This is a genomic window from Neorhizobium alkalisoli (assembly GCF_007829835.1).
In the GTDB taxonomy this organism is placed as follows: domain Bacteria; phylum Pseudomonadota; class Alphaproteobacteria; order Rhizobiales; family Rhizobiaceae; genus Neorhizobium.
In genome coordinates this window covers 22,360-35,021 of the sequence record NZ_VIWP01000001.1, presented here as the reverse complement: position 1 = coordinate 35,021, position 12,662 = coordinate 22,360, and the positions used below count along the sequence as shown (strand labels likewise).

General features: G+C 59.4%; 14 protein-coding genes. 4 read left to right on the top strand and 10 right to left on the bottom strand.

Features of this window, described 5'->3' with window-relative positions; translation table 11 throughout:
• Positions 1-145 precede the first annotated feature (145 nt).
• Positions 146-901 carry an IclR family transcriptional regulator gene (locus tag FHW37_RS00195; RefSeq protein ID WP_145631096.1) on the top strand — a complete coding sequence of 252 codons (756 nt, stop codon included), beginning with the start codon at positions 146-148 and terminating at the stop codon, positions 899-901.
• Positions 902-908: 7 nt separating this feature from the next.
• Here FHW37_RS00195 and FHW37_RS00190 read toward each other — a convergent pair whose 3' ends face one another.
• From FHW37_RS00190 to gnd, 4 genes are all read right to left on the bottom strand, one after another.
• Complete coding sequence (locus tag FHW37_RS00190; RefSeq protein WP_145631093.1) at positions 909-1,100, bottom strand: hypothetical protein; 192 nt, start codon at positions 1,098-1,100, stop codon at positions 909-911.
• A gap of 169 nt (positions 1,101-1,269) precedes the next feature.
• Positions 1,270-2,589 carry an LLM class flavin-dependent oxidoreductase gene (locus tag FHW37_RS00185; protein WP_145631091.1) on the bottom strand — a complete coding sequence of 440 codons (1,320 nt, stop codon included), beginning with the start codon at positions 2,587-2,589 and terminating at the stop codon, positions 1,270-1,272.
• Between the two features lie 104 nt (positions 2,590-2,693).
• A complete protein-coding gene (locus FHW37_RS00180) occupies positions 2,694-3,923 on the bottom strand; it encodes a M24 family metallopeptidase (RefSeq protein WP_145631089.1) in 1,230 nt (409 codons plus the stop codon).
• Between the two features lie 64 nt (positions 3,924-3,987).
• Entirely contained in the window at positions 3,988-4,989 is a 1,002-nt protein-coding gene (gene gnd / locus FHW37_RS00175; protein ID WP_145631087.1) for a phosphogluconate dehydrogenase (NAD(+)-dependent, decarboxylating), read from the bottom strand.
• Between the two features lie 224 nt (positions 4,990-5,213).
• Between gnd and FHW37_RS33415 the strand changes: the two genes are divergently transcribed.
• From FHW37_RS33415 to FHW37_RS00170, 3 genes are all read left to right on the top strand, one after another.
• A complete protein-coding gene (locus FHW37_RS33415) occupies positions 5,214-5,387 on the top strand; it encodes a hypothetical protein (protein ID WP_186458092.1) in 174 nt (57 codons plus the stop codon).
• A 337-nt stretch (positions 5,388-5,724) separates the two neighbouring features.
• Positions 5,725-5,853: a hypothetical protein gene (locus tag FHW37_RS34405; RefSeq protein ID WP_281407226.1), complete on the top strand. Its 129-nt coding sequence runs from the start codon at positions 5,725-5,727 to the stop codon at positions 5,851-5,853.
• A 157-nt stretch (positions 5,854-6,010) separates the two neighbouring features.
• Positions 6,011-6,400, top strand: a complete 390-nt coding sequence (locus tag FHW37_RS00170) for a DoxX family protein (protein ID WP_145631086.1) — start codon at positions 6,011-6,013, stop codon at positions 6,398-6,400.
• A 250-nt stretch (positions 6,401-6,650) separates the two neighbouring features.
• On the opposite strand, the gene FHW37_RS00165 is transcribed toward FHW37_RS00170, so the two are convergent.
• From FHW37_RS00165 to FHW37_RS00140, 6 genes are all read right to left on the bottom strand, one after another.
• Positions 6,651-8,381 carry an ABC transporter substrate-binding protein gene (locus FHW37_RS00165; RefSeq protein ID WP_145631084.1) on the bottom strand — a complete coding sequence of 577 codons (1,731 nt, stop codon included), beginning with the start codon at positions 8,379-8,381 and terminating at the stop codon, positions 6,651-6,653.
• 72 nt (positions 8,382-8,453) lie between these two features.
• Complete coding sequence (locus tag FHW37_RS00160) at positions 8,454-8,735, bottom strand: DUF2160 domain-containing protein (protein ID WP_145631081.1); 282 nt, start codon at positions 8,733-8,735, stop codon at positions 8,454-8,456.
• A gap of 17 nt (positions 8,736-8,752) precedes the next feature.
• Complete coding sequence (locus tag FHW37_RS00155; RefSeq protein WP_145631078.1) at positions 8,753-9,580, bottom strand: carbohydrate ABC transporter permease; 828 nt, start codon at positions 9,578-9,580, stop codon at positions 8,753-8,755.
• Positions 9,581-9,597: 17 nt separating this feature from the next.
• Positions 9,598-10,464: a carbohydrate ABC transporter permease gene (locus tag FHW37_RS00150; protein ID WP_145631076.1), complete on the bottom strand. Its 867-nt coding sequence runs from the start codon at positions 10,462-10,464 to the stop codon at positions 9,598-9,600.
• Between the two features lie 3 nt (positions 10,465-10,467).
• Positions 10,468-11,553, bottom strand: coding sequence for an ABC transporter ATP-binding protein (locus tag FHW37_RS00145; RefSeq protein WP_145631074.1), 1,086 nt, complete (start codon positions 11,551-11,553; stop codon positions 10,468-10,470).
• Positions 11,554-11,566: 13 nt separating this feature from the next.
• Complete coding sequence (locus FHW37_RS00140) at positions 11,567-12,640, bottom strand: ABC transporter ATP-binding protein (RefSeq protein ID WP_145631072.1); 1,074 nt, start codon at positions 12,638-12,640, stop codon at positions 11,567-11,569.
• Positions 12,641-12,662 lie beyond the last annotated feature (22 nt).

Below are 12,662 nucleotides of genomic sequence, written 5' to 3'. Positions count from 1 at the left end.
CGGGATTCTGTGCGGCCGCTATCGACGGCCACGCCTCCGGCACAATGGATAGGACGGCAGCCATCAGCCGACAAGAATTTTGTGCGATAATTGACATTTGTTCATATATCGCACAAAATGGCGCTCTTACGTTTAAGGTGCCATCATGCGGGAAACGGATTTCGTCAGCGGCTTTGCGCGCGGATTGAAAGTGATCGAGGCCTTTGGCGAGAAAACGCCAAGACTGGCGATTGCCGATGTCTCGAAGGCAACCGGCCTCGATCGGGCGACCGCACGACGTTGCCTGCTGACGCTGGCCGAGCTCGGTTATGCAGATTATGACGGGAAATTCTTTTCGCTGACGCCAAAAATCCTGCGCCTTGGCCATGCCTATCTGTCGGCGACACCGCTGCCGCAGGTCGTTCAACCTTACCTCGACAGGCTTGCGGAAGAAGTCCACCAGAGCGCATCGGCAAGCGTGCTGGACGGCACGGAAGTCGTCTATATTGCGCGCGCCTCGCAAAAACGGGTAATGTCGATCAACCTCATGCCGGGAAGCCGTCTTCCGGCCTATTGCGCCTCCATGGGCCGTGTGCTTCTGGCCGCCCTTCCCGAAAACGAGGCGCGCCAGCTTCTGGAAAAAACCAGCCTTGCCGCGTTCACGCCGCGAACCAAGACTGAACCCAACGAGCTTCTGGAAGAACTTTCAAAGGTAAGGCAGCAGGGGTTTGCAATCATCGACCAGGAGCTTGAGCTTGGCCTGTGCTCAATCGCGGTACCATTGAAAAATGATCGCGGCATCACTGTCGCCGCGCTTAATATCGGCGCTTCAGCAGCCAGCATATCCGCCGACCAGATGGCACATAAATTCCTCGAGCCACTGCAAGCCGTGGCAAATGCTCTTAGGCCTTTACTGCGCTGACGAGCGATCAATAGTGGGGATACATGCCCCAGAGGAAGGTTGTCGACAACTCGCGATCCGAAACCAGTGCGCCTTCGCTCCCCTTGCCGGCGAATTCGCCAGCCTTGGCATCAGCCTTTTTGCGATCGGCCTCACGGCGGGCGTGGCGGCTCGGACCCAGAAGGTCGAATCCGAAAAGCGAAAAGCTTCCGTCAATCATCGCAGCTCCATCACGTTAAACATTTCTTCACCCTGACTTTCGGGTGAAATCGCTTCAAGGTCAACGCCGGGAGCCATAACGCGATGCCAATTTATGGCAAAAGCCTGCAAAATATGTGTCGGAATCGGGGCGCCCAAGCATAAACGATCCCGGAGCCCCTTTCCGATGCTTAAGAAAAGAAGCGGTTCGCCGGCCTCGGAAGCCCAAAGTGTTCCCGCAAGGTCGCGCCTTCGTAGTCGCGGCGGAAGAGGCCCCGGCCTTGCAGTTCGGGGACCAGCTTTTGCGTGACGTCGTCCAAGCCTTGCGGAAGGAAGGGAAACACGACGGTAAAACCGTCGGCCGCTTCCTGCGCAAGCCATGCCTCCATTTCGTCGGCCACGGTTTTTGGTGTGCCAACGAAGGCGAGCCCCGAATAACCGCCGTAACGCTGTGCAAGCTGCCGCACCGTCAGCTTTTCCTCTTCGGCGAGCTTGAGAAGCTGGGCGCGGCCGGATTTGCTGGCATTGGTTTCCGGGGTTTCAGGCAGAGGACCATCAGGGTCGAAGCCAGATGCATCATGGCCGAGTGCGATCGAGAGCGAGGCAATGGCGCTGTCGTAATGAACGAGGCTGTCGAGTTGAGCTCGCTTGGCCTTCGCCTCCTCAACCGTTTCCCCGAGGACGATGAAGGCGGCAGGCAGGATCTTCAGGTGATCGCGATCACGTCCCGCTGCTGCCATCCGCCCCTTGATATCTGCATAAAGGGTCTTTGCGCCCGCGATATCGCGTGGGGCGCAGAACACGACTTCCGCCGTTTCCGCAGCCAGCTGGCGGCCCGGCTCCGATTGTCCGGCCTGAACGATGACGGGCCATCCCTGTACGGGTCGCGCGATGTTGAGCGGTCCGCGAACACTCAACTCGTCGCCCTTGTGGTTCAGCACATGCATTTTCTCAGGATCAAAAAAGATGCCGCTTTCCTGATCGCGAATGAAGGCATCGTCAGCAAAACTGTCCCACAGGCCGGTGACCACGTCATAGAATTCGCGGGCCCGTTTGTAGCGTTCACCGTGTTCGGCATGCTCGTCATGCCCAAAGTTGCGGGCGGCATCCGGATTGGATGTCGTGACGATATTCCATGCTGCCCGGCCGCCGCTGATATGGTCGAGCGAGGCGAAGCGCCGGGCGATGTGATAGGGCTCGTCATAGGTGGTCGAGGCGGTCGCTGCGAGACCGATCTTTTCCGTGACGCCGGCCAGTGCCGAAAGAAGCGTGAAAGGCTCGAAGGAGGTGACGGTGTGGCTGCGCTTCAACGCCTCGACGGACATGTTAAGGACGGCGAGATGATCCGCCATGAAGAAGGCATCGAACTTGGCTGCCTCCAGCTTCTGGGCAAAGGATTTCAGATGCTGAAAATTGAAATTGGCATCGGCATAGGCGCCCGGATAACGCCAGGCACCGGTATGCAGGCTGACGGGACGCATGAAGGCGGTGAGATGCAGGGATTTTGCCATGAGGTCGCTCTACGGAAATGAAAGCCTGCCTTCTCACATAGGCAGTTTATTGCGGCGCACCAGAGCGCAGCATCTCCGTAAACGGGCAAAAGCGAAAAATCATTTCAGACGGAAAGATCACGCAGGTTTCGCGGCAGCGTCGTCATGCATTCGGCGCCCGTTTCGGTGATGAGGAACTGGTCCTCGATCATCAGGGCGCCAAAGCCCTGGCCGTAAAACGGCGCCTCGAGGGCAACGACCATGCCCGGCTCGAGGGTTTCGGTGCTGGTCGCGGAAAAGAACGGCCATTCCTCGATCCCGACACCGCCGCCGACGGAATGGCCAAAATGGCCGCGATAATATTCGCTAAAGCCGTCGCGGCGCATCGAGGCGAGCATCGCGGCATGGACCGAGGCAAAACCATTGCCGGGGCGCAGGTTCCCGAGGCCGGCTGCGAAGGCATTTTCAAGCGCCTTGAATACGTCTGCCGCAAGCGGCGACGGCGAACCGTAGACGAAACTGCGGGCACCATCGGAGGAATAACCGTCCACCAGCGTGCCGACATCCGCCTTGATCAGGGCGCCCGGCTCAACGACCGCGGACATATCCGACAGGTCAGGCCCAACCGAGATGAAGTCCCAGTGACCGCTTAGGGAAAAACCGTTGCCCGCAGCAAAGGACAAAGCACCATCCTTCCACGCAGCGGAAAGTGCCGAAAGCGAAACACCCGGCCTGACGGCTGCAGCAAGCCGCACCAGCCCGGCTTCCGCCGCCAGGGCTGCGCGGCGCAAACGTTCGATTTCTGCCCCGGTCTTGACCATGCGCAGCCGGCGCAGCAGCGGAGACCCATCCACCCAGTCTATGCCAGGTATTGCCTGTTTCAAGGCGTCGAAATCGGCGGCTGGCATGAATTCCAGATCGGCGCCGATCCGGGCCTTCGCCAATCCACGTTCGGTAAGGAGATCGGCCAGAAGTTCGAAACAGCGCGTCCGATCGAATGTCTCCGGTCGCGAACCACCAGCGCCCGAACGGCGATAGGCTTCATTGACCTGTGCGACGGTTTCGGCACCGGTCAGATCGGCACTGTCGATCCAGACCCGGTGGGTGCGCAGATCGATGGCTGGGGAAATTTTACGGATCGCGCCAGCCGCATGGTCGCTGGCAACAGCTGCAATCTTTGCGCCACGATCCGCAGGCACGAGCGCGATTGCCGCACCTGCCCTGCCCCACATGGTGGCGACACCGGCCGGAGCACCGACGGCATAACGGAATGCTTCAGGCTGGAAGAGAACAAGAGCATCGAGGCCAGCCTCACGGCAAAGCTGTTCGGCCCGTGTCCGATCGATATCGCTCATGATGACATCTCGACCCTAAAGGGATTTCAGGCGGGTGCCAAAACACCCGCCTGAAAAATCGATATCAGTGCTTCTTTTCCGCATGGCCGCCGAAGGCAGCGCGCAGTGCGGAGAGAACCTGGTTGGAATAACGCTCGTGGCCCTGCGAGGAGAAGCGCTGGAAGAGCGCCGAGGACAGGACCGGCAGCGGAATGCCGGTATCGATACCAGCCTTCAGCATCCAGCGACCTTCGCCGGAATCCGAAACGCGTCCGCTGAACACTTCGAGGTTCGGGTCGTTTTCCAGCGACTGCGCCAGAAGATCGAGCAGCCAGGAGGAAACGACGCTGCCATGGCGCCATACTTCGCTGATCTCGGCGACATCGAGATCGAACTGGTAATATTGCGGATGCGACAGCGGGCTCGTCTCGGCATCGACTGTGCGGGTCTGCTTGCCGGAATTGGCGGCTTTCAGAAGGTTCATGCCTTCCGCATAAGCGGCCATCATGCCGTATTCGATACCGTTGTGGACCATCTTGACGAAATGGCCGGAACCGCTCGGTCCGCAATGGATATAGCCGAGTTCCGAGGTGCGGCGGCCTACGCCGCTTTCCGCCGTGCCGGCACCCGGTGCCAGCGACAGGAAGATCGGGTCGAGGCGCGTTACCGCAGCCTTCGGGCCACCGATCATCAGGCAATAACCGCGCTCGAGACCCCAGACGCCGCCGCTCGTGCCGACATCGATATAGTCGATGCCCTTTTCAGCGAGCTTGCCGGCGCGATCCACGTCGTCCTGGTAATTCGAATTGCCGCCATCGATGATCACGTCGCCACGAGCCAGAAGGCCGGCGAGAACATTCAAAGTGTCATCGGTAATTGCGGCGGGAAGCATCATCCAAACGGCGGCCGGCTTGGCAAGCTTGGAGACGAGGTCCTCGATCGAGCTTGCGCCAACGGCGCCTTCGCCTGCGAGCGCATCGACGCTTGCCTTGTTGACGTCAAATACCACGCATTCATGACCACCGCGAAGAAGCCGCCGAACCATGTTGGCGCCCATTCTTCCCAGGCCTATCATAGCGATCTGCATTGCAATTCCTTTCTGCGCATAAACAGCGTCTTTGTCCGACAGTCCGGACTCAATTGCGCGATAGACATAACAGTTCACCCGCGGATTGGCACCCCGCTGGAATGGGGTGAGGATAATTTGCCAGCGCCCGCCCGCATGCCGCGAACCGACAATTCTCCATGCCGCCATATCTCTTGACGTCGAGTAAAAAATATGAGAACAAAAGAAGAACAAAGGAGATTGCCATGCAAAGAACTGATGAGGTCGTCGCACGCGCTCTTGCAGCCGTGGCAGCATCCAAGGCGCTTCGCGAGCGCCATGATCGTGAGCGCAAGGCAGTTTACGGACGAATCGAGCTTGCGACACTGCGTAAGCTGAGCGTGCCCAAGGGCGTTCAGCTTCGGCTGAACCTGCAATAGATCGAAGCCTGCGGTATCTGAAAACAGCGGCGCACCCGCTGATGTGGTATCTCAATCCGCGAAGCCTGTGGGTATTCATAATTCGTTAGGCATGTCTGCTTACGCAACTGGAACCATAAAATTTGCCGCGGCAATGTCCCCTTGTCGCGGGTGTCCCCCTCAAAATGCAGCCTGCGGCAGAGGCTTGGCGCGCAGATCACGCCCTGGTACGCGCTAAGCCTCACCTCCAGGTTCTCGCCGCCAGCGTGTAAACGTATGGTTTAGCCTGTTGCAAAACCGCACTCGACTCGGACGACGGCAGGTGGTTCACTCCGGCCATTGGCGTGAGGAGTGAAGCATGCATCGCGAGTGGGAAAATCCGGTCATTCCTCGGACCTACTTCATCAAGATTCTGATGGCATGGCTTGGCGCTATCGTCGTCGCCGGCCTGCCGATCCTGATGGTCGTGAACGCCGTTACGGTGTGAGATACGTTTAAGGTCGATCCTTTCGATCTTCTCTAAAGCCGGCCGTAATCGGGACCGGTGTGACGATCCAGCGCAATCACAAATAAGTGCTGGTGGATTTTGTTGACGGCTGAGAGTGGCGGCGGCAACACCCGTTGGATCAACAACGGAGTCCCTCATGGATAAATATCTGAAAGACCTGCAGCCCACTGCACTCGGCATCCTGCGCATTGCCTTCGGCCTGGTTATCTTCTCCTTCGGCACAGCGAAGATTTTTCACTTTCACGCCGGCCAGTTCATGCCGCCGGAAGGTTCGATGCCCTGGATCGCCGGCCTGATCGAGCTGGTTGTCGGCTTCTTCTTCCTGATCGGCTTCAAGACGCGCATTGCCGCCTTCATCCTGTCGGGTGAAATGGCCGCCGCCTATTTCGTCGCGCATTTTCCGAAAAGCTTCTTCCCGACCGAGAACGGCGGTTATGCGGCTGCGGTCTTCTGCTTCGTCTTCCTGTATTTCGTCACCTCGGGCGCCGGCAAATTCAGCGTCGACCGGATGATGGGCAAGGACTGATCTGTCCGGTAAATCGGAAGACATGCTCGGTTGACGTTCAAAAGTCCGACGACGACCCGTTTACAGCTTCGCTCTCGACGCTTCTCCTCCCAAGCGCGTCGGGATGCACTTTCCGGATGCGGCCGGCGCAGCCTTTGCGAAAGCGCGCCCCGCCCGGATGACGGTCGCAAGGACCTTGGCAACAACCCATAAAAAAACCGCGCCGAACAGAAGTCCGGCGCGGTCTTTTTTTTCTAAGCCAGTGACGGCATTACTTCTTGGCGTCGGCCCAGCTCTTGACCAGATCGTCGTAATTGACGGTGATCGGCTTTTCCTTTTCCTTCTCGATCTTCAGCTGCGGCGCAAGATTGCCCTTGGAGACCGCATCCTTGTTCCAGTAGGCAAGGTCATGCTCTTCGGCCAGTTTCGGGCCGATATCGCCCTGGACCTTGGCACGTTCGAGACGCTGCATCACCTTTTCCTGTTCGGCGCACAGCGAGTCCATCGCCGCCTGCGCGGTCTTGGCACCCGAGGACGCGTCACCGACAGCTTGCCACCACAGCTGAGCCAGCTTCGGATAGTCAGGCACGTTGGTGCCGGTCGGCGACCACTGGACGCGGGCCGGCGAGCGGTAGAACTCGACCAGACCGCCAAGTTTTGGCGCACGTTCGGTAAAGCTCTTGTCGCGGATGGTCGATTCACGGATGAAGGTGAGGCCGATATGGCTCTTCTTCACGTCTACCGTCTTCGAGGTGACGAACTGGGCGTAGAGCCAGGCCGCCTGCGCACGCTTTTCAGGCGTCGATTTCATCAGCGTCCAGGAACCGACATCCTGGTAACCGAGCTTCATGCCGTCCTTCCAGTAGACGCCATGCGGAGACGGTGCCATGCGCCATTTCGGCGTGCCGTCCTCGTTGACGACGGGCAGGCCCTTCTTGACCGCATCGGCGGTAAACGCCGTGTACCAGAAGATCTGCTGCGCCACTTCGCCCTGCGCCGGCACGGGGCCGGATTCGGAGAAGTTCATGCCCTGGGCAGCCGGCGGAGCATAAGCCTTGATCCAGTCGAGATATTTTTGGATCGCATAAACGGATGCCGGGCCGTTGGTATCGCCGCCGCGCGCGACGCAGGAGCCGACCGGCCGCGACTTCTCGTCGACCTTAATGCCCCATTCGTCAACCGGCAGACCGTTCGGCAGGCCCTTGTCGCCATTGCCGGCCATCGAGAGCCAGGCATCGGTGAAGCGCCAGCCGAGCGACGGGTCCTTCTTGCCGTAGTCCATATGGCCGAACACCTTCTTGCCGCCGATCTCGCGGCCGGTAAAGAATTCGGCGATATCCTCATAGGCTGACCAGTTGACCGGCACGCCGAGGTCGTAGCCATATTTGGCCTTGAAATCGGCCTTGTTCTTGGCGTCGTTGAACCAGTCGTACCGGAACCAGTAAAGGTTGGCGAACTGCTGGTCGGGCAGCTGGTAGAGCTTCTTGTCCGGCGCGGTCGTGAACGACGTGCCGATGAAGTCGGCAAGGTCGAGACCGGGATTGGTGACGGACTTGCCTTCCTTTTCCATCCAGTCGGTCAGCGAGCGGGCCTGCTGGTAGCGCCAATGGGTACCGATCAGGTCCGAATCGTTGACATAGGCGTCATAAATGTTTTCGCCCGACTGCATCTGTGTCTGCAGCTTTTCGACCACGTCGCCTTCGCCGATCAGGTCATGGGTGATCTTGATGCCGGTGATCGCCGTGAAGGCAGGCGCCAGAACCTTAGATTCGTATTCATGGGTGGTCAGCGTTTCGGAAACCACCTTGATATCCATGCCGGCAAAGGGTTTTGCCGCATCGATGAACCACTGCATTTCCTTTTCCTGCTCGGCCGGCGAAAGCGTCGAGAGTGTGCCGATTTCCTTGCCGAGGAACTGTTTTGCCTCGTCCATGCCGGCATAGGCGGAACCCGCCAGAGCCAGCAACATGCCTGCCGTCGTTGTGAGTAGATGCCGTCGCATAATGTCCTCCCAGAGTTTGCGATTGCACGATATCGGTTTGGCGCCCCTCCCCGGGCCGCCTTTCAGCTTGCCCTAGACGAAGCGGAAAACGCCGATGGCGTAGACCACTGCGAGGCCAAGAGCCCACCACAGGTTAGGGCCGACCAGCCCCAGCCATGCGAGTTGAATGAATGCGGCGCCGAGCAGCGAGATGAACAACCGGTCCCCCCGCGTCGTCTCGAAGCGCAGGATGCCGATGCGCGGCGAACCGCCCGGCGCAAAATATTCCCAGACGCTCATGCCGAGCAGGAAAATCAGGATCGTCACGAAAAACAGGGCCGTAGGCAGCGTCCAGGCCATCCAGGTAAAGTTCATGGTCGTATCCTTCCCTGTCAGACGCGCCCGAGGGCAAAGCCCTTGGCGATGTAGTTGCGGACGAAATAGATGACGAGCGCGCCGGGCACGATGGTGAGTACGCCGGCAGCAGCCAGCACGCCCCAGTCCATGCCGGCCGCCGAGACGGTACGGGTCATGATTGCCGAGATCGGCTTTGCGTCCGTCGTCGTCAGTGTGCGGGCAAGCAGCAGTTCCACCCATGAGAACATGAAGCAGAAGAAGGCGGCGACGCCGATGCCGGATGCGATCAGCGGCATGAAGATCCGCACAAAGAAGCGCGGGAAGGAATAACCGTCGATATAGGCGGTCTCGTCGATTTCCTTTGGCACGCCGGACATGAAACCTTCGAGGATCCAGACCGCCAGCGGCACGTTGAACAGGCAATGCGCCAAGGCGACAGCGATATGCGTATCGATCAGCCCGAAGGCCGAATAGAGCTGGAAGAAGGGTAGCGCGAACACCGCCGGAGGCGCCATGCGGTTGGTGAGCAGCCAGAAGAACAGGTGCTTGTCGCCGAGGAAGCGATAGCGCGAGAAGGCATAGGCTGCCGGCAGTGCGGCTGCGACCGAAATCACCGTGTTCATCACCACATAGATGATCGAGTTGATGTAACCCGAATACCATGACGGATCCGTGAAGATGACAGCGTAATTGTTGAGCGTCGGGTTTTGCGGCCACAGCGAGAACGTACCGTTGATCTCGCTGTTTTCCTTGAAGCTCATGTTGACGAGCCAGTAGATCGGCAGCAGCAGGAAGACGATATAGAGCGTCGAAACGAGCCAGGAGAGATTTCCGGCAGGCTTGTATTTCTTGACTTCCGCCATGGGGTAATCCTCCTTTCTCAGTTATCGGCATCACTGCTGGTCATGACCGTGTAGAAGATCCACGACATCAGCAGGATGATCAGGAAGTAGATGATCGACATGGCCGCCGCCGGCCCCAGATCGAACTGGCCGACCGCCATCTTGACGAGGTCGATCGACAGGAAGGTCGTCGAATTACCCGGCCCGCCGCCGGTGACGACAAAGGGTTCGGTATAGATCATGAAACTGTCCATGAAGCGCAGTAGCACGGCGATCAGAAGAACACGCTTCATTTTTGGCAGCTGGATATAGCGGAACACGGCCCAGCGCGAGGCTCCGTCGATCTTCGCCGCCTGATAATAGGCGTCCGGGATCGATACGAGACCGGCATAGCAGAGAAGCACGACCAGGCTCGTCCAGTGCCAGACATCCATGACTATGACGGTGATCCAGGCATCGAGCGGATCGCGGACATAGTTGTAGTCGAGGCCGAGCGCTTCGAGCGTATGACCGAGCAGGCCGATATCGACGCGCCCGAAAACCTGCCAGATCGTGCCGACGACGTTCCACGGAATGAGCAGCGGCAGCGACATCAGCACGAGGCAGACCGGCACGCCCAAGCCTTTTTTCGGCATGTTGAGGGCGATGAAGATGCCGAGTGGAATTTCCAGTGCGAGAATGATGAAGGAGAAGAGCAGATTGCGTTGCAAGGCCGCCCAGAAACGGTCGGAATGCAGGATTTCGGTGAACCAGTCCGTGCCGGCCCAGAAGAACTCGTTATTGCCAAAAGTGTCCTGAACCGAATAGTTGACCACCGTCATCAGCGGGATCACCGCCGAAAAGGCGACGAGCAGCAGGACCGGTAGGACCAGGAACCAGGCCTTGTTGTTCCATGTCTTTTCCATGGTTCACGCCTCCCCGGCTGTTGCTGGAGAGCCTGCCAGCCACGAATTGACATAGATGTGGACGCCGGCCGGATCGAAGGCGATTTTCGGTTCTGCCGGGATCTCGACATCTTCCGACGCGACGATGGCGATCGGCCGCCCCTCGAAATCGGCGCGGACGATCTTTCGTCGGCCGATATCCTCCACCCGGTCGATACGGACAGGCATGCCTTCACGGCCGATGCGGATGAATTCCGGCCGGATGCCGAGCTGCAGCCGGTCACCGGCGACGGACTTCGGCGCCTCTGCGAGCGCAATATCCTGACTGCCGACCACAGCGCGGGCGCCATCGAGCGAAACCGGCATGACATTCATACCGGGCGAGCCGATGAAATACCCGACGAATGTATGGCGCGGTTTTTCGAACAGTTCCGCCGGCGTACCGATCTGAACGATCTGGCCCTCATACATGACAACGACCTTGTCGGCGAAGGTCAGCGCTTCGGTCTGGTCATGGGTGACATAGACCATGGTGAAACCGAGCTGCTTGTGCAGCCGTTTCAGCTGCGAGCGCAGAACCCATTTCATATGCGGGTCGATGACGGTCAGCGGTTCGTCGAACAGGATCGCGTTGACATCGTTGCGCACCAGCCCGCGACCGAGCGAAATCTTCTGCTTCTGGTCCGCCGTCAACCCTTGCGCCTTGCGTTTTGCCCGATCCGAGAGGTCGATGATTTCGAGCATTTCCTTGACGCGCCGATCGACGTCCGCTTCGGCGACACCGCGATTGCGCAAGGGGAAGGCGAGATTGTCGTAGACGCTCATCGTGTCGTAGACGACCGGGAACTGAAAGACCTGGGCGATGTTGCGGGCCTGGGTGGAAAGGTCGGTGACGTCCTTGCCGTCGAACAGGATGCGCCCATGCGAGGGCTGCAGCAGCCCGGAAATGATGTTGAGCAGCGTGGTCTTGCCGCAGCCGGAAGGTCCGAGCAACGCATAAGCGCCGCCATCCTTCCATTCATGGTGAACCTCGCGAAGGGCGTAATCCGTATCGGCCTGCGGATTGGGGCCGTAGGCGTGGCGGATATGGTCGAGGGTGATCCGTGCCATGTCCTTATCCCCCTCAAGCCGCGCCGGCCGCGATGGCGCGGCCATGGGCGTCGAATGCCATCAGATGGCGGGTGTCGAGAAAGACCTCGATATCCGTATCGGGATCGATGTCGTGGATGCCCGGCGCCAGCATGACCCAGCGCCTGCCGCCATAACTCAGGTGCAAAAAACTTTCCGAGCCGGTGATTTCGGAAATCTGCATGCGGGCCTTGAGTGCCGCCGCATCCGGCGTCTGGCGCGAAAAGCCGACATGGTGCGGGTGGAAGGCGAGCGCCATCGGCCCGTCGGCGATCTGGCGAAGATGGGCCGGCACAGGCAGATTGCCGCCGCCCTGTTCGGCAAAATTGCCGCCCGCCTTCACCACGTCGATGACGTTGAGCGGCGGATCGGCAAAGGTTTTTGCCGTCATCAGGTCGGCCGGCCGGCGATAGACATCGATCGTCGGTCCGAACTGCGTGACCCGACCTTCGGAAAGCGTCGCCGTATTGCCGCCGAGCAGCAGCGCCTCCGAAGGTTCGGTCGTCGCATAAACGAAGATCGCACCCGACTGGGCAAAGATCTTCGGCAGTTCCTCGCGCAGTTCCTCACGAAGCTTGTAATCGAGATTGGCCAGCGGCTCGTCCATCAAGACGAGGCTTGCATTCTTGACCAGCGCGCGGGCAAGCGCCGTGCGCTGCTGCTGGCCGCCGGAAAGATTGAGCGGCGTGCGGTCGAGATAGGGCGTCAGCCGCATCAGTTCGGCGGCCTTGCGCACCTCGCGGTCGATCGTCGCAGCATCCTTGCCGGCAATACGCATAGGAGAGGCGATATTTTCGTAGACGCTGAGAAGCGGGTAATTGATGAACTGCTGGTAGACCATCGCGACATTGCGCTTCTGCACGGCAAGGCCAGTGACATCTGCGCCGTCGAAATAAACGGAGCCTTCGGTCGGCTTATCAAGACCGGCCATCAGCCGCATCAGCGACGTCTTGCCCGACAGGGTCGGGCCAAGCAGCACGTTCAGGGAGCCGCGCTCGAATGCAAGGTCGGTCGGGTGAATGTGATATTCACCCGCCACCATCTTCGCGGCTTTTCGCAATTCCAGCATTCCGGTTCCCCTGCCTCCTCAC